The 16,017-nt window shown below is 56.5% G+C and carries 14 protein-coding genes; 9 read left to right on the top strand and 5 right to left on the bottom strand.

Going from position 1 to position 16,017, the window contains the following annotated elements:
• Nucleotides 1-55 precede the first annotated feature (55 nt).
• Nucleotides 56-2,782 carry an aconitate hydratase AcnA gene (gene acnA, locus ACIQ1A_RS05535; protein ID WP_395770068.1) on the bottom strand — a complete coding sequence of 909 codons (2,727 nt, stop codon included), beginning with the start codon at nt 2,780-2,782 and terminating at the stop codon, nt 56-58.
• A gap of 87 nt (nt 2,783-2,869) precedes the next feature.
• On the bottom strand, nt 2,870-3,649 hold the full coding sequence (locus ACIQ1A_RS05530; RefSeq protein ID WP_395770067.1) for a ferredoxin--NADP reductase: 780 nt from the start codon (nt 3,647-3,649) through the stop codon (nt 2,870-2,872).
• A gap of 309 nt (nt 3,650-3,958) precedes the next feature.
• On the opposite strand from ACIQ1A_RS05530, the gene ACIQ1A_RS05525 reads away from it, so the two are divergent.
• Entirely contained in the window at nt 3,959-4,168 is a 210-nt protein-coding gene (locus ACIQ1A_RS05525; RefSeq protein ID WP_297802682.1) for a cold-shock protein, read from the top strand.
• Nucleotides 4,169-4,244: 76 nt separating this feature from the next.
• Entirely contained in the window at nt 4,245-4,727 is a 483-nt protein-coding gene (locus tag ACIQ1A_RS05520; protein WP_395770066.1) for a peptidylprolyl isomerase, read from the top strand.
• A 68-nt stretch (nt 4,728-4,795) separates the two neighbouring features.
• On the opposite strand, the gene ACIQ1A_RS05515 is transcribed toward ACIQ1A_RS05520, so the two are convergent.
• The 3 genes from ACIQ1A_RS05515 to ACIQ1A_RS05505 are packed head-to-tail and all read right to left on the bottom strand — an operon-like array spanning nt 4,796 to nt 8,993.
• Nucleotides 4,796-5,989 (bottom strand): acetyl-CoA C-acyltransferase, encoded by a 1,194-nt coding sequence (locus ACIQ1A_RS05515; RefSeq protein ID WP_395770065.1) that lies wholly within the window; start codon nt 5,987-5,989, stop codon nt 4,796-4,798.
• 12 nt (nt 5,990-6,001) lie between these two features.
• Nucleotides 6,002-8,365 carry a 3-hydroxyacyl-CoA dehydrogenase/enoyl-CoA hydratase family protein gene (locus ACIQ1A_RS05510; protein WP_395770064.1) on the bottom strand — a complete coding sequence of 788 codons (2,364 nt, stop codon included), beginning with the start codon at nt 8,363-8,365 and terminating at the stop codon, nt 6,002-6,004.
• Nucleotides 8,366-8,381: 16 nt separating this feature from the next.
• The gene (locus tag ACIQ1A_RS05505) at nt 8,382-8,993 is read right to left on the bottom strand and encodes a TetR/AcrR family transcriptional regulator (protein WP_395770063.1); all 612 of its coding nucleotides are present in this window, start codon (nt 8,991-8,993) and stop codon (nt 8,382-8,384) included.
• Between the two features lie 178 nt (nt 8,994-9,171).
• On the opposite strand from ACIQ1A_RS05505, the gene ndk reads away from it, so the two are divergent.
• Genes ndk through moeB form a run of 7 tightly spaced genes read left to right on the top strand, consistent with a single transcriptional unit; the run spans nt 9,172 to nt 15,951 of the window.
• Entirely contained in the window at nt 9,172-9,597 is a 426-nt protein-coding gene (gene ndk, locus ACIQ1A_RS05500; RefSeq protein WP_395770062.1) for a nucleoside-diphosphate kinase, read from the top strand.
• A 3-nt stretch (nt 9,598-9,600) separates the two neighbouring features.
• Entirely contained in the window at nt 9,601-10,746 is a 1,146-nt protein-coding gene (rlmN, locus tag ACIQ1A_RS05495) for a 23S rRNA (adenine(2503)-C(2))-methyltransferase RlmN (protein WP_395770061.1), read from the top strand.
• A gap of 4 nt (nt 10,747-10,750) precedes the next feature.
• Nucleotides 10,751-11,581 carry a helix-turn-helix domain-containing protein gene (locus tag ACIQ1A_RS05490; protein ID WP_395770060.1) on the top strand — a complete coding sequence of 277 codons (831 nt, stop codon included), beginning with the start codon at nt 10,751-10,753 and terminating at the stop codon, nt 11,579-11,581.
• A gap of 9 nt (nt 11,582-11,590) precedes the next feature.
• The gene (locus ACIQ1A_RS05485; RefSeq protein ID WP_395770059.1) at nt 11,591-12,247 is read left to right on the top strand and encodes a YfgM family protein; all 657 of its coding nucleotides are present in this window, start codon (nt 11,591-11,593) and stop codon (nt 12,245-12,247) included.
• Nucleotides 12,247-13,461, top strand: coding sequence for an outer membrane protein assembly factor BamB (gene bamB / locus ACIQ1A_RS05480; protein ID WP_395770058.1), 1,215 nt, complete (start codon nt 12,247-12,249; stop codon nt 13,459-13,461). Before ACIQ1A_RS05485 ends, bamB begins: the two co-directional genes overlap by 1 nt.
• A 2-nt stretch (nt 13,462-13,463) precedes the next feature.
• Nucleotides 13,464-14,861, top strand: coding sequence for a ribosome biogenesis GTPase Der (gene der, locus ACIQ1A_RS05475; RefSeq protein WP_395770057.1), 1,398 nt, complete (start codon nt 13,464-13,466; stop codon nt 14,859-14,861).
• Between the two features lie 4 nt (nt 14,862-14,865).
• Nucleotides 14,866-15,951 (top strand): molybdopterin-synthase adenylyltransferase MoeB, encoded by a 1,086-nt coding sequence (moeB, locus tag ACIQ1A_RS05470; RefSeq protein WP_395770056.1) that lies wholly within the window; start codon nt 14,866-14,868, stop codon nt 15,949-15,951.
• Nucleotides 15,952-16,017 lie beyond the last annotated feature (66 nt).

The raw sequence follows: 16,017 nt of genomic DNA, 5'->3' as shown, positions 1-16,017 counted from the left end.
CGTACGCATGAAAAAAGCGGCCGGAGCCGCTTTTTTCATCATGCTTTCAGACGGCTCAGGGGGCCTTGCGTGAAGCCAGTTGACGCAGCACATAGTGCAGGATGCCGCCATGTCGGAAATACTCGACCTCTTTCGGGGTCAACAGCAGTACTTTGGCCTGGAAGCGTTTGACGGTACCGTCGACACCCGTGGCGACGACATCGGCAATCTTGCCGGCACCGTCCTTCAGGCCGGTGATGTCGAAGCTCTCATCACCCTTCAATCCGTGGCTGGCCGCGCTTTCACCGTCGAGGAATTGCAAGGGCAGCACGCCCATGCCGACAAGGTTCGATCGGTGGATGCGTTCGAAGCTTTCGGCGATGACCGCCTTGACGCCGAGCAGAGTGGTGCCTTTGGCCGCCCAGTCACGTGAGGATCCGGTGCCGTATTCCTTGCCGGCGATGACCACCAGCGGGACGCCCTCGGCCTTGTAGCGCATGGCGGCGTCGTAGATGGCGAGCTTGTCGTTGGACGGGTAGTGGATGGTGTTGCCACCTTCCTCGCCTCCCAGCATCAGGTTCTTTATGCGGATGTTGGCGAAGGTGCCGCGCACCATGACGTCGTCATTGCCCCGGCGCGAGCCGTAGGAGTTGAAGTCGACCGGCTTGACGCCGCGGCTCTGCAGGAACTGGCCTGCCGGCGAACTGGCCTTGATGTTGCCGGCCGGAGAGATATGGTCGGTGGTGATGGAATCGCCGAACAGTCCCAGCAGGCGTGCACCGTGGATGTCGTCAATGCTGCCGATGGCCATGCTCATGCCGTCGAAATAGGGCGGGTTCTTGATGTAGGTCGAATCACTGCTCCAAGCGAAAATCTCGCCTTCGGGCGATGCGATCTGGTTCCAGCGGGAATCACCCTTGAAAACATCGGCATAGTTCTTCTTGAACATTTCAGGACCGATTGAAGCGGCGATGGCATCGCTGATTTCCTGATTGCTCGGCCAGATGTCCTTGAGGAAAACGTCATTGCCGGCGCTGTCCTTGCCGAGCGGCTCACGGCTCAGGTCGATGTTGACGGTGCCGGCAAGGGCATAGGCGACTACCAGCGGCGGCGATGCCAGGTAGTTCATTTTGACTTCGGCATGCACGCGACCTTCGAAGTTGCGGTTACCGGAAAGTACAGAGGCAACGGTCAGGTCGCCTGCGGCGATGGCGGCGCTGACTTCCGGCGGCAGCGGGCCGGAGTTGCCGATGCAGGTGGTGCAGCCGTAGCCGACCACGAAGAAACCCATGGCTTCGAGATCTTTCAGAACATCGGCTTTCTTCAGGTAATCGGTGACCACCAAGGAGCCCGGACCGAGCGAGGTTTTCACCCAGGGTGCCGGTTTCAGGCCACGGGCAGCGGCTTTGCGGGCAAGTAAGCCGGCACCCAGCATCACTGCCGGATTCGAGGTGTTGGTGCATGAGGTGATGGCGGCAATAACCACGGCACCATCTTTCATTTCAACACACTGGCCGTTTATCGTGGTCTGGACCGTTCCCAATGGGGCTGTGACATCGCCACCCTCGTTTTCGAACTTCGCGACATCCCCGTTTTTCGGTTTACGGTTGGCGGTCAGGGCCACCAGATTGTCGGTGTAATTCTGTTTCATGTCGGTCAGTAGCACACGGTCCTGCGGACGTTTCGGGCCGGCCAGAGACGGCTTGACTTCGCCCATATCGAGATGCAGAACGGCGCTGTAGTCGGCTTCGGCATCGGTGCGCCACAGTCCCTGGGCCTTGGCATAGGCTTCGACCAGATTGATCAAGGTTTCTTCACGGCCGGATAAGCGCAGGTAATTCAGGGCTTCAGCATCAATCGGGAAGATGCCGCAAGTTGCGCCGTATTCCGGGGCCATATTGGCGATGGTGGCACGGTCAGCCAAGGGCAGATGGTTCAGACCGTCGCCGAAGAACTCGACGAATTTGCCGACCACACCGTGCTTGCGCAGCATCTGGGTGACCGTCAGCACCAGATCGGTGGCGGTCGCGCCTTCCGGCAGCTTGCCGGTCAGCTTGAAGCCGACCACCTGAGGAATCAGCATCGAGCTCGGCTGGCCGAGCATCGCGGCTTCGGCTTCGATGCCTCCGACACCCCAGCCCAGAACGCCGATGCCGTTGATCATGGTGGTGTGCGAATCGGTACCGAATACGCTATCCGGGAATGCGTACAGTGTGCCGTCGATTTCACGTTCCATGACCACGCGTGCGAGGTTCTCAAGGTTGACCTGATGCACGATGCCGGTGTTCGGCGGTACGACTTTGAAATTATTGAAGGCTTTCTGGCCCCAGCGCAAAAAGCTGTAGCGTTCGCCGTTGCGGGCGAATTCGATCTGACCGTTTTCATCCAGCGAACTGGCTTTGCCGAAAGAATCGACCTGCACCGAGTGGTCAATCACCAGTTCGGAGGGGATTAACGGATTAATGTTGGACGCTGAACCGCCGAGCTTGACCACGGCATCGCGCATGGCGGCCAGATCGACCACGCAGGGCACGCCAGTGAAGTCCTGCAAGACGACCCGTGCCGGCATGAAGGCGATTTCGGTATCCGGTTCCTGTTTGGCATCCCATTGGGCAACGGCTTCGATGGAAGCTTTGGTCACCGAAACGCCGTCTTCACAACGCAGCAGGTTCTCGAGAAGGATCTTCATCGAGTAGGGCAGTTTGCTGATGTCGTAGCGCTGGCCGAGCTTTTCCAGGCTGAAAATGGTGTAGGTCTGACCGTTGACGGTCAGGTGATCGCGCGTGGCGAAGGAGTCGGACATGGGAGGCTCCTGAATAAGGGGGAAAGGCAGACGGAATGGGGCTTCGTCAGCCCAATATTATGCCCGATTCCGTCCTGTTTTTGGTGCTTATTTCTCGACGAACGCGCGTTCGAACACGTAATGGCCGGCCTGTCCAATCTTGCTGGAAGCGACGAATCCACGTGAGTTCAGAATTCGTCTGAAATCGGCCAGCATGCCTGGGCTACCGCAAATCATCGCTCGATCGGTTTCCGGATTGAGCTCGGGGAATCCAAGGAAGCGGGGGATTTCGCCATTTTCGAGCAAGGTGGTGGCGCGGCCGTGCAAGGCAAAGGGCTCACGCGAGACCACCGGGACGTAATGAAGCTGACGGCTGATTTGCTCGCCGAGGTATTCGTGGCGAGGCAGCTCGTTCTTGAAATAGTCGGCATAGGCCAAGTCTTTGGCATAACGCACGCCATGCACGACGACCACATGTTCAAATCGTTCGTAGGTTTCAGGGTCTTTCACGATGGCAAGAAAAGGCGCAAGACCGGTGCCGGTGGAAAGCAGATAAAGCACCTTGCCGGGATGCACATCGCTGATCAAAAGGGTCCCGGTCGGCTTACGGCTGATCAGCAGGCAATCGCCGGGCTGAATATGTTGCAGACGTGAGGTCAGCGGGCCGTTAGGCACCTTGATACTGAAGAATTCAAGATGCTCTTCCCAGTTGGCGCTGGCAATGGAGTAGGCCCGGACCAGAGGCTTGCCGTCAACTTCCAGCCCAATCATCACGAATTGCCCGTTGTCGAAACGGAACCCGTCATCACGCGCAACCGTGAAGCTGAAGTACTGGTCGGTCCAGTGGCGGACGTCCAGCACGGCTTCCTTGATGTAGGGTGATGTCATTAAAGTCTTTCCAATCAAGGGGATGGCGGGATTACGACGCGTACAGGCGAGTAAAAGTCCCTTTGTATGATACGACGATTGCTGAACGGAGGGGCTTGATTCGGATCAAGTTCAAAGAAAATCAGATATTTATTGGTATTTGCTTACGTCTTGCTGTATAGTGCGCTTACTGATTTTGCTTAGGGCCAACATGGCTTGTGGCCCGGTGCGGTAGATTTTGTGGTCCGCTTCATCGTTACATCGCGGTATTCCTAGCAAAACAGTCCTACTTTCGGGTGGGTTTTTCTCGTTTTATCTAGGAGTAATACTATGTCAGATCGTCAAATCGGTACCGTCAAGTGGTTCAACGACGCCAAGGGCTTCGGCTTCATCACCCCGGAAAGCGGCGAAGATGTGTTCGTGCATTTCCGCTCCATCCAGGGCAATGGCTTCAAATCGCTGAAAGAAGGCCAAAAAGTGAGCTTCAAGCTCGTGAAAGGCCAGAAAGGCATGCAAGCCGACGAAGTCAATCCTGAGTAATAAAAGACGTTCGCGTCTTACTGAAAACCCCGACGCGTCGGGGTTTTTTTTCAATCATTTCGAGGAACCCAGAGTTATGCAAATCAGCGAAAACAGCGTGGTCAGCTTCCATTACACCCTCACCGATAAAGACGGCCAGGTCATTGACAGCTCGGCCGGCCATGCGCCGCTGACCTATCTGCATGGCGTTGGCCAAATCGTGCCGGGCTTGGAAAATGCCTTGGTCGGCAAACTGGCCGGCGATAAACTCGATGTCGAAGTGGCCGCTGCCGAAGGCTATGGCGAACATCATGATTTCATGGTGCAGCAGGTTCCGCGTGAAGCCTTCCAAGGTGTCGATGACATTGAACCCGGTATGCAGTTCCAGGCCCAGACACCGCAGGGCGGCATGACCGTCACCGTCACCGCCGTCGATGAAACCACCGTTACCGTGGATGGCAACCATCCGCTGGCCGGCAAGAGCCTTTTCTTCGCCGTCGAAATCGTTACCGTCCGCGACGCAACCGATGAAGAAAAAGAGCATGGTCACGTTCATGGCGAAGGCGGCCATCATCATTGATGGATCTTCGACGTTGATCCGTAAAAAAACACCGCCGAGGCGGTGTTTTTTTCGACTGGAAAATGTGATTAAAGCGATTCGAAGATGCCGGCAGCACCCATGCCGGTGCCGATGCACATGGTGACCATACCGTATTTGGCCTGAGTGCGCTTCATGCCGTGCACGATGGTCGCGGTGCGGATGGCGCCGGTTGCCCCAAGCGGATGGCCGAGCGCGATGGCACCGCCGCAGGGATTGACCTTGGATGCATCCAGTTTACAATCGCGGATGACAGCTAGTGCCTGTGCGGCAAACGCTTCGTTCAATTCAATCCAATCCAACTGGTCCTGATTCAGTCCGGCTTGTTTCAAGGCTTTGGGAATGGCGGCAATCGGGCCGATACCCATGATTTCGGGCGGCACACCGGCGACAGAGAAACTTACGAAGCGGGCAATCGGCGTCAATCCGTAATCCTTGACGGCCTGCGCCGATGCCAAGAGTACGGCGCCGGCGCCATCCGACATCTGCGAGCTGTTGCCTGCCGTGACCGAGCCGCGTGCCTTGAAAACCGGCTTGAGTTTGGCGAGCCCTTCAAGGCTGGTGTCGGCACGCGGGCCTTCATCATTACTCACCATCTTGTTGCGTGTGATGATGCGGGATCCGGCGAGATCGGCAGACTTTCCGGTGACTTCATAAGGCGAGATTTCAGCGCTGAAATGCCCGGCTTGGATGGCTGCAAGGGCTTTCTGATGAGAGGCGTAGGCGAAGGCATCCTGATCTTCGCGCGAGACGTTCCATTGGGCAGCCACGTTTTCGGCGGTAATGCCCATGCCATAGGCGATGGCGATATGGTCATTCTCAAATACAGAGGGTGCCATGGCAATCTTGTTACCCATCATCGGTACCATGCTCATGGATTCGGTGCCTGCAGCGATCATCAGATCGGCCTCGCCGAGACGAATGCGGTCAGCTGCCAGTGCGACGGCTTGCAGACCGGAGGAACAGAATCGGTTGATGGTCTGCGCAGATACCGATTGCGGCAAGCCGGCCAGCAAGGCACCGATGCGTGCCACATTCATGCCTTGTTCGCCTTCGGGCATGGCGCAACCGACGATGATGTCATCGATGCGCTCGGGGTCGATGCCCGGGGCCTGCGCGACGACCTGTCGGAGGCAGTGTGCCAGCATGTCGGCGGGATGAACGTTCTTGAAAGCGCCGCGCGGGGCTTTGGCCACCGGGGTACGGGTGGCGGCAACGATATAAGCTTCTTGAATGGTTTTCATGGCGAGTCCTGATTAATTGCGCAGCGGTTTGCCGTTTTTCAGCATGTAGGCGATCCGTTCCTGGGTTTTCGGCATCATCGCCAGCGCCACGAAGTGTTCGCGCTCCAGATCCAGCAGCCATTGTTCGTCGACTAACGTGCCGCGGTCGACATCGCCACCGCAGAGTACCGTGGCGATGCGGGTCGATACTTCCAGGTCGTGATCGGAGATGAAGCCGCCGGCATGCATATTGGTCAGCATCATCTTGAACGTTGCAATGCCGATGGATCCGGTAACAGGAATGGCTTTCGGGGCCACCGGCGGGCGATAGGCGGACTCGGCCATGGCGCGGGCCTGGGCCTTGGCGACATGCAAGAGTTCGTAAGCATTGAATACAACGACATCACCTTCGCGTGCCAATTTCAATTCCTTGGCTTCAAGTGCGGAACCGGAAACCTTGCCCATGGCGACTGCTTCGAAGTAGGGCTTCAGGCCGGCATGCACATCGCCGTTCGGCGGATTCAAACCGACGCGGACCGCGATTTCCTTGAGGCCACCGCCGGCTGGCAGCAGGCCGACTCCGGCTTCAACCAATCCGATGTAGCTTTCCAGCGCGAACACCGTGCGTGCGGCATGCATCTGGAATTCGCAGCCGCCACCGAGCGCCATGCCGCGTACCGCAGCCACCACCGGAATCTGCGCATATTTGATGCGCATGCTGGTGGCTTGGAATTGACCAATCATGGTCCGGAAGTCCTCAATGCGGCCTTCCTGAAGTGATGCCAGCACGCCGGACAGATCGGCGCCGGCGGAGAAGGGCTCCTTGGTCTGCCAGACCACCAGTCCCTGGAACTGCTGTTCGGCGATATCGATGGCTTTCTGGACACCGGCCAGCACGCCGTCGCCGACCGTATTCATCTTGGATTTGAAGCTGAGCACGCCGATGCCGTCGCCATCATGCCAGAGGCGAACGGAATCGTCTTCGTAAGCGGTTTCGCCGGGCACGAAACGTTCGCCCAGTAGCGGATCCGGGAAGCGCTGGCGGGCATATACCGGATTTGGCGAGCGCGGCAGCACATATGATTGCGATGCGCTGTAACTGCCATCCGCGCCATGAACGCCATCGATGGCGGCGACCCAGGCGGGCAGCGGAGCCTGACTCATGCTCTTGCCGGCGGCAATATCTTCGTTAATCCAGATTGCGACTTGTTTCCAGTCAGCAGCCTGCCAAAGTTCAAGCGGCCCCAGATTCCAGCCGTAGCCCCAGCGGATGGCGAAGTCCAGTTCCCGGGCGGTGGCGGCGATGTCGGCCAAATGATAGGCGCAGTAGTGGAACAGATCGCGGAAACAGGACCACAGGAATTGTGCCTGCGGATGAGTAGAGGCGCGAAGTGCTTTGAATTTGGTTTTCGGGTTGAGATCTTTAAGGATGGTGAGAACTTCCGGATCGACTTGTCCTGCACTCGGGCGGTAATCCTTGGCAGCCAGATCCAGTACATGGATTTCCTTGCCGACTTTCTTGAAAATGCCGGCACCGGTTTTCTGGCCCAGTGCTTTGGCATCGATCAACGCCTGCAAAAATGCCGGGACCTGGAAGTGGGGATGCCATGGATCCGCAGGTAGGGTATCGGCCATGGTTTTGATGGTCAGCCCCATGGTGTCTAGCCCGACAACGTCACAAGTCCGGTACGTTGCTGATTTGGGGCGGCCGATCAAGGGGCCGGTCAGAGCATCGACCTCATCAAAGCCCATGTTGAATTGGGTGGTGTGATGCAGGGTCGAGAGAATCGAAAACACGCCGATGCGGTTTGCAATGAAATTCGGTGTGTCCTTGGCGGTGACGACGCCTTTGCCCAGCGTGCTGACCAGAAAGGCTTCCAGCGCGGTCAGTACCGCAGAATCTGTATTGGCACACGGAATGAGTTCCACCAGATGCATGTAACGTGGCGGATTGAAGAAGTGCACGCCACAGAAACGGTGATGCAGCGATTCGTCCAGAACTTCGGAAAGCGCGTTGATGGACAGCCCGGAAGTATTGGAGGCCAGAATGGCCTGCGGACCGACAAAAGGAAGAATTTTTGCGTACAACGACTTTTTCCAGTCGATACGCTCGGCAATGGCTTCGATAATCAAATCGCAGGCCGCCAGTTTATCCAGATGTTCGTCATAGTTGGCGGGCTCGATGTTTTGAACAACGGACTTGGTGGCCAGAGGAGCGGGGGATAGCTTGCCCAGATTGGCTAGCGCTTTGCCGACCACGGCATTCTTGTCTGCGCCATCGGCCGGCAGGTCAAACAGGATGACCGGTACGCCAGCGTTGGCCAGATGGGCGGCAATCTGTGCCCCCATGACACCGGCGCCAAGGACGGCGACTTTCTTGAAACGGTAATCAGACATCGGAATACTCCAGTTTTCAGGCCTTGAGGCCGGCTTGTGCAAAGGCAATAAGATGTTGTGCGGCTTTCTCGCAGTGGGCTTTTTCGGTTACGCCGGGTTGTCGCCGGATCAGGCCGAAGTCGGCCATCGCGTAGGTCAGGGCGCCTGCGGTGAAATCCATGCGCCAGTAAAGCTCTTCCTTGCTCAGCTGCGGCAGGCAGATGGCTATGGCCTTGGCGAACTCCCGCAGAACCTGTCCGTAGTTCTCGGAAAGGAAGTTCCTCAGCCCGTCGTTTTTCTCGGCATAAGCCCTGGCGAGAACACGTACGAATGAAGCGCCATGCCGATCCAAGGTCAATGCCAAGGCCGGCTGGATGAATGCCAGAAGGATGCCGTGCAAGTCTGTGGGGTCTTTGGCTACCGTTTCGGAAAGGGCGCTCAGCCGTTTTTCGCTCATCTCATCCATGCGGTGCTTGAAGACTTCGTGTACCAGGTTTTCCTTGGAACCGAAGTGGTAATTGACCGCGGCAATGTTGACATCCGCCCTCGATGTCACCTGTCGCAACGAGGTTCCGGCAAACCCGTGCTGCGCGAAAAGGTCCTCAGCGGCATGCAAGATGCGTTCTTTCGTATTGAAATGGTTGGTCATGTCTTCCCCGAAATCGAATTAAACGATTGTTTCAATCGTATGCTTGTACGAGTCGTGGGTCAAGTCTATGTGGTAGATGCTTGAATTTCCATTGAAAGCTGGCTGGAAACAGCGGCGCGCAAGGCCAAGAAATGCTAAAATAGCTGTTTAACCAACCCCCTATAACCGGAGTAGCCACATGGCCATCGAACGTACCATTTCCATCATCAAGCCCGACGCTGTTGCCAAGAACGTCATCGGCCAGATTTACAGCCGTTTTGAGGGCAGTGGCCTGAAAGTGGTCGCCGCCAAGATGAAGCACCTGTCGCGCCGTGAAGCCGAGGGTTTCTACGCCGTGCACCGTGAGCGCGCGTTCTTCAACGCATTGGTTGAATTCATGATTTCGGGCCCGGTCATGATTCAAGTGCTGGAAGGTGACAACGCCGTTCTGAAGAATCGCGAATTGATGGGTGCCACCAACCCGAAAGACGCCGCTCCGGGCACCATCCGTGCCGATTTCGCCGAGTCGATCGACGCCAATGCCGTACACGGTTCGGACAGCCTTGAAAACGCTGCAATCGAAATCGCCTATTTCTTCGCCGCTACGGAAGTCAGTGCACGCTAAACCATGAATGACGTGGCCAAAGTAAATCTGCTCGACCTTGACCGTGACGGTCTGGAGCGCTTTTTCGCCGATGATCTCGGCGAGAAACGCTTCCGCGCACATCAGGTGATGAAGTGGATTTACCACCGTCATGTCTGCGATTTCGCCGAGATGAGCGATCTCGGCAAGGACTTGCGGGCCAAACTGGAAGCGCGGGCGGTGGTGATGCCTCCGCCGGTGATTCTGGACAAACCATCCGCCGACGGCACCCATAAGTGGCTGCTCGGCATGGATCAGGCCAACGCCATCGAAGCGGTATTCATCCCAGACAAGGGCAGGGGCACGCTGTGCGTGTCCAGCCAGGTGGGTTGCGGCCTCAACTGCCAGTTCTGTTCGACCGCCACCCAGGGATTCAACCGTAACCTCAGCACGGCCGAAATCATCGGCCAGGTTTGGGTCGCTGCCAAGCATCTGGGCAACGTGCCGCACAGACAGCGCAAACTCACCAATGTGGTGATGATGGGTATGGGCGAACCCTTGCTCAACTTCGACAATGTGGTCAGGGCGATGAGCATCATGCGCGACGACTACGGTTTCGGTCTGGCCAACAAGCGGGTGACCCTTTCGACCGCCGGCCTGGTGCCGATGATCGACCGATTATCCGAAGTCAGCGATGTCTCGCTGGCTGTTTCCCTGCATGCGCCCACGGATGACTTGCGCACAGAGCTGGTACCGCTGAACAAGAAATATCCGATTGATGAGCTCCTCGATGCCTGTGTCCGTTACGCCATGCGCAAGCCCAAAACCTCGATTACTTTCGAGTACACCATGATGCAGGGCGTCAATGACCTCCCTGAACACGCACGCGCATTGGCAAAGCTGATGCGGGGCATCGATGCCAAGGTCCAGCGCGCCAATACGGCCAAGGTCAACCTCATCCCGTTCAATCCCTTTGCGGGAACCCGGTTCGAAAGGTCCGAAGAAACCCGCATCCGGGACTTTCAGAAACTTTTGCTCGATGCCGGTGTCCTAACCATGGTGAGAAGAACCCGTGGAGACGATATCGACGCCGCCTGTGGCCAGCTAAAGGGGCAAGTGATGGACAAAACCCGCCGGCAGGCCGAGTTCAAACGCAAATCGCACATCGACAGCATCACTCGGATAAACTGAGCCCATGGATCCCATTCAAAACCCCCTGTTCCGAGAGCCAATCGGCATGACCTTCCGGGCCAAGCGCGAGCTCATGGACTTGACCGTCGAGGATGCCGCGAAAGCCCTCAAATTCGGCACCCATCTGATCGATGCCATCGAGCACGAAGAGTGGCACAAGCTTGGTGCTCCGATTTTCGCAAAGAGTTACATCAACAGCTACATCAAACTTCTGGGATTGAGCGAGGACATCCGCAATGAAATCCCGGGAATGAACAGCACGCCTCCTCTCAAAGCGATTACGTCGGCAAAAATTGAGCCGGCACGGCGTTCATCGAAATGGTTGTTGGCTGTTGTCAGCGTAATTGCTGTCGGCGGACTGATGGCCTATCTGAACCTGCGCCAATCGCCGTCAGAAGCACTCTCCCTGGATGCTCTGGTCGATAACGCCGTCACTCCCGACAATCAGGCGATTCAAGCTGCCGTTACGATTGACGGACAGAGCGCCGGCCAAGTAGTTGCCGCGAATGCCGAACCAGTCCCGGCAGCGGCCCCAGCGAAAATCGCCGAGCTTCTGATACGCAGCAAGCAGGAAAGTTGGGTTGAAGTGCGCGGCAAAGACGGGTCCGTTCTTTTCAGTGGAACGCTCGGTGGAACCACCGAATTCCGCCAAGACCCGGCCAAAGTCGGTAAAATCACCTTAGGCAATGCCAGCAGCGCCGAAATCAGCCTTGATGGCGCCAAACTTGACATTTCGCCCTTGATTCGCGACGAAGTGGCTCGTTTCACTCTCTCCGATGACGGAAAACCGGCTGCCGCCGATTCCGTCCCGACCTCAACCATCCCGAACGAATAATCAATCCCTATGTCCGACCAATACGACGAACACGAACAGAGCGAACGCGTCAAACAATGGCTGCTGAAGAACGGCTCTAATCTGCTGACCGGCATCCTGCTCATCATCGCCGCCATCAGCGGTTGGCACTGGTGGCAAGGCCGTCAGGCCCAGCAATCCCAGGAAGCCGGAAGTCAGTACCATACATTCGTTCAGGCCGTCAACAAGCCCGATAATGCCAAAGCCTTGGTGTTGGGCGAAGCCATCATCGCCAATTATGCCGATTCGGATTTCGCTTTTCTGGCTGCATTGCGTCTTTCAAGAATTCAAGCCGAACTCGGCAAATACGATTTGGCCGCCGGGGCATTGGACAAAGCCGCAGCCGTGGCTCTAAACGATCAAAACCGTGAATTGGTCAAAATCCGTAAAGCCCAACTGCTATTCTCGCAGGGTAAAACAGTCGAGGCCGCTAAAGCCGCCGATGCCATCACGGCTGTCGCTTATCCGGCATCATTGGCGGAACTGAAGGGCGATCTGGCCATGTCTTCCGGGAAGTCCGAAGCCGCTGCTGAGTTCTACCGGGATGCATTGCAGCAACTGAGCGCCGATTCCGGATCGCGCGGACTGATTGATCTTAAACTCACCGATGCCGGCGGAAGTGCTGACAAACCCAAGGAGATTCGCTGATGGTTCGCAAACTGATCGTACTCTGCGCTGCACTGACGATGCTGCAGGCCTGTTCGACCGTCACCGGAATTTTCAAATCAGACAAGGAAAAAGCGACCGCGCCGGCCGAGCTGACCGATATCGCCAGCCCGATCGCTATCCGAAAGCTCTGGTCCGTTTCCGTGGGGCAGGGCGAGGCTGAACTGGCTATCCGTCAGAAGCCGGTGGTTGACGGCGATACGGTCTATGCTGCCGATGCTGCCAATCAGTTGGTCGCCATCAATAAGACGACGGGTAAAATCAAATGGAAGGCGACTCCGAACAAGGAAGCTGAATCCGGAGGCTGGAAATTCTGGCAGAAGCCGACACAGCCGTTTGCTCTCACTGGCGGACCTTCGGTTTACTCCGGTCTGGTCGCACTTGGCGGGCGTAACGGTGAAGTATTCGCCTTCAATGCAGCGGATGGCTCCGTGCTCTGGAAGACCATGGTCAGCTCTTCGGTAATCACCGCCCCGCTGATTACCTTCGACACCGTGATTGTGCGTGCCAACGATGGCAAAGTCTTTGGCCTCGATTTGTCCACCGGGGAGAAGCGCTGGCAATTCGATCGCGGTCTGCCTTCGCTTAGCGTGCGCGGAAACAGCGCGCCGGTTCTTGGCCCCGGTCTTATTTTCGTGGGTTATGAGGACGGCACCCTGATTGCCCTGCGCCAGCAGGATGGTCAGCGTGTTTGGGAGCAATTAATCGCCAAGCCAGACGGACGTACCGAACTCGATCGCATGTCGGATATCGACGGTGAAATCCAGGTCGGCGACCGTGAAGTCTTTGCCAGTTCATACCACAACTCCACCATGGCCATTGCCATGAATAACGGTCAGCCCATCTGGGTCCGTGAAATCGGTGGATACGCCGGTGTTGCGATGCTTTCCGATCGCATCATCGTCGGTGATCGTGACAGCAATCTGTGGGCCCTCGACCGTAATGGCGGTTCCGACCTATGGAAGCAGTCCGCATTCCTGCGTCGTGGCATCACCACGCCCGTAGTCCAGGGCGCATACATCGTCGTTGCCGATACCGAAGGTTATGTGCATTGGCTTGATTCCGCGAGCGGAGATATCAAAGGTCGGGCTAAGGTCGGCGGTGCCGTGCGCGGCAGTCCAGTGGTCTCCGATGACGGAATCCTGTTCGTTCAAAACGTCGACGGTCAATTGTCCGCGTTCAGTCTGGCGCAATAAGCATGCTGGATATGGTGGCATTGGTCGGACGCCCCAATGTAGGCAAGTCCACCCTGTTCAACGGCCTGACGCGCACCCGTGATGCGTTGGTGCATGATGAGCCGGGCGTCACCCGTGACCGTCATTACGGCATTTGCCGCCTTAATCCGGAACACCCGTTCATTGTCTGCGACACCGGCGGTTTGTCAGGTGATGATGAGGGCTTGGCCGGCGCCACAGCAAAACAAAGCTGGATGGCCGCTGCCGAAGCGGCGGTCATCGTATTCGTGGTGGACGCCAAATCCGGTCCGGAAGTGCTCGATTTCGACATCCTTTCAGGTCTACGCAAGCTTGGCAAGCCGATGGTATTGGCCATCAACAAAACCGATGGTAAAAATACCGAAGACGCAATCCATGATTTCGCCAAATTTGGATTCGCCCATGTGCTCCCGATGTCTGCAGCCCACCAAAGAGGCGTGCCGGAGCTGTTGGAGCTTCTTGCCAAGCTTCTGCCCGAACTTCAGCCTCAGACGCCCATAGAAGACGACGGCGCCTTGCGTCTGGCTTTCATCGGCCGCCCCAATGTCGGAAAATCCACCCTCGTCAATCGCCTTCTGGGTGAAGAGCGAGTCATTGCTTCCGATGTGCCGGGTACGACCAGGGACTCCATTTCGGTTGATCTGGAGCGTGATGGCCGCGATTACCGGCTCATCGATACCGCCGGTCTGCGCCGTCGCGGCAAAATCGAAGAGGCCGTCGAGAAGTTTTCCGTATTCAAGACGCTACAGTCCATCCAGGACTGCCAGGTTGCCGTCGTCATGCTTGATGCCGGCGAAGGTGTGACCGAACAGGATGCGACGGTACTCGGTCATGTGCTCGAAGCGGGCAGGGCGCTAGTCATCGCCGTTAATAAATGGGACAACCAGAGTAACTACCAGCGTGAGCAGACGAAATCACTGCTCGAGCGGAAACTTTCGTTCTGCACCTGGGCTCCGATCGTGACCATATCCGCCAAACATGGCACCGGCATGGCTGAGCTTTTCAAAGTGATCCACAAGGCCTATGACAGCGCGACCCGCCAGTTCAGTACGGCTGAAGTCACCAAAGCCATTGAAATTGCCTACGCCGCGTTCCCGCCACCGGTTGTCCGCGGCCATATCGCAAAAATGAAATACGGCCATCCGGGCGACACCAACCCGCCAACCTTCATCGTTCATGGCAATCGCCTGAAGACGCTGCCGGACAGTTACCGCCGTTATCTGGAGAACTTCTTCCGCAAGCGCTTCAAGTTGGTCGGCACCCCCATCCGGTTTGTTTTCAAGGACAGCGACAATCCCTATGAAGGCAAGAAAAACGTGCTGACCGACCGTCAGCTGGAAAAACGTAAGCGCCTGATCCGGCATCACAAACGGAACAAATAAAGCCATGTCGGTTACGGTCATTTCACCGGCGCAGGCCTACGAAATGCAAGGTAGTGGAAAGCTGCTCATTGATGTGCGCGAGCCCAATGAATGGGTCTCAGGAATCGCAAAGGGGGCAAAGCCGGTGCAGTTGGCTGAGCTTCAGGCCCAGGCTTGCCGGCATCTGGCGTCTTTCAATCACCCTGTCATCCTGATCTGTGCTGGGGGAAAACGCTCGGATTCCTGTGCGGCTGAACTCAGCCGGCAAGGCTATACCAATCTTTTCTCGGTATCGGGCGGCACCCAGGCATGGATTGCAGCCGGATTGCCTGTTGCTCACTATCAAACTTCTGATTTCGAGCTGCGTTACGCCCGACAGATGATTCTTCCCGATGTCGGCCGAGTGGGGCAGCAAAAACTGAGTAATGCCCGTGTTTTGTTGGTTGGGGCAGGCGGTCTGGGTTCGCCTTGTGCGTTCTATCTCGCGGCAGCCGGCGTTGGACATCTGGTCATTGTGGACGACGACAAAGTGGATTTAAGCAATCTACAGCGTCAAATTGTGCATAAAAACGACAAAGTTGGCGAACTGAAGGTAATTTCAGCCAAATCCACGTTAAATGATCTAAACCCTACGATTAACGTTGAAATACATGCTGATCGTATTGCCGATCACAATATTACTAAATACATTAATAATGTTGATTTAGTTATTGATGGAACAGATAATTTCAAATCAAGATATGCTATATCCGATGCCTGCGCCCAACACGGCATTCCTTGGATTTATGGCGCCGTCCATCGCTTTGAAGGGCAGGTCAGCCTGTTCAAGGCCTCCGTTCCGGAGGGTCGCGGCCTGTGCTATCGCTGCCTGTTTCCGCAACCGCAACAAGCTGTTGATGCACCAAACTGTACCGAGGCGGGTGTTTTGGGTGTCGCGCCTGGTGTCATCGGTCTACTACAGGCCACCGAGGCGCTCAAATACCTTTTGGACATCGGCGATTCGCTGTCTGGGCGTTTATTGCATTTGGATTTGCTCTCGATGACGACTCATGAAACCCGAATGCATGCAGATCCACTGTGTATCATATGCGGGCATTCCGGTAGGGAGTAGAGCCCATAAAGCACTGATTTATCATAATTAGCTACCTTGTGGTCATTACAAACTTCGCATAATGTA

The organism is Arenimonas sp. (assembly GCF_044353605.1).
Classification (GTDB): domain Bacteria; phylum Pseudomonadota; class Gammaproteobacteria; order Xanthomonadales; family Xanthomonadaceae; genus Arenimonas.
Note: the sequence above shows the minus strand (reverse complement) of the source record. Positions and strands in the feature narration are given on the sequence as shown.

Bases quoted from the DNA above. Each gene is read 5' to 3' on its own strand.
- acnA (WP_395770068.1), bottom strand. From the start codon at position 2,782: ATGTCCGACTCCTTCGCCACGCGCGATCACCTGACCGTCAACGGTCAG.
- ACIQ1A_RS05530 (WP_395770067.1), bottom strand. From the start codon at position 3,649: ATGACATCACCCTACATCAAGGAAGCCGTGCTGGACGTCCGCCACTGG.
- ACIQ1A_RS05525 (WP_297802682.1), top strand. From the start codon at position 3,959: ATGTCAGATCGTCAAATCGGTACCGTCAAGTGGTTCAACGACGCCAAG.
- ACIQ1A_RS05520 (WP_395770066.1), top strand. From the start codon at position 4,245: ATGCAAATCAGCGAAAACAGCGTGGTCAGCTTCCATTACACCCTCACC.
- ACIQ1A_RS05515 (WP_395770065.1), bottom strand. From the start codon at position 5,989: ATGAAAACCATTCAAGAAGCTTATATCGTTGCCGCCACCCGTACCCCG.
- ACIQ1A_RS05510 (WP_395770064.1), bottom strand. From the start codon at position 8,365: ATGTCTGATTACCGTTTCAAGAAAGTCGCCGTCCTTGGCGCCGGTGTC.
- ACIQ1A_RS05505 (WP_395770063.1), bottom strand. From the start codon at position 8,993: ATGACCAACCATTTCAATACGAAAGAACGCATCTTGCATGCCGCTGAG.
- ndk (WP_395770062.1), top strand. From the start codon at position 9,172: ATGGCCATCGAACGTACCATTTCCATCATCAAGCCCGACGCTGTTGCC.
- rlmN (WP_395770061.1), top strand. From the start codon at position 9,601: ATGAATGACGTGGCCAAAGTAAATCTGCTCGACCTTGACCGTGACGGT.
- ACIQ1A_RS05490 (WP_395770060.1), top strand. From the start codon at position 10,751: ATGGATCCCATTCAAAACCCCCTGTTCCGAGAGCCAATCGGCATGACC.
- ACIQ1A_RS05485 (WP_395770059.1), top strand. From the start codon at position 11,591: ATGTCCGACCAATACGACGAACACGAACAGAGCGAACGCGTCAAACAA.
- bamB (WP_395770058.1), top strand. From the start codon at position 12,247: ATGGTTCGCAAACTGATCGTACTCTGCGCTGCACTGACGATGCTGCAG.
- der (WP_395770057.1), top strand. From the start codon at position 13,464: ATGCTGGATATGGTGGCATTGGTCGGACGCCCCAATGTAGGCAAGTCC.
- moeB (WP_395770056.1), top strand. From the start codon at position 14,866: ATGTCGGTTACGGTCATTTCACCGGCGCAGGCCTACGAAATGCAAGGT.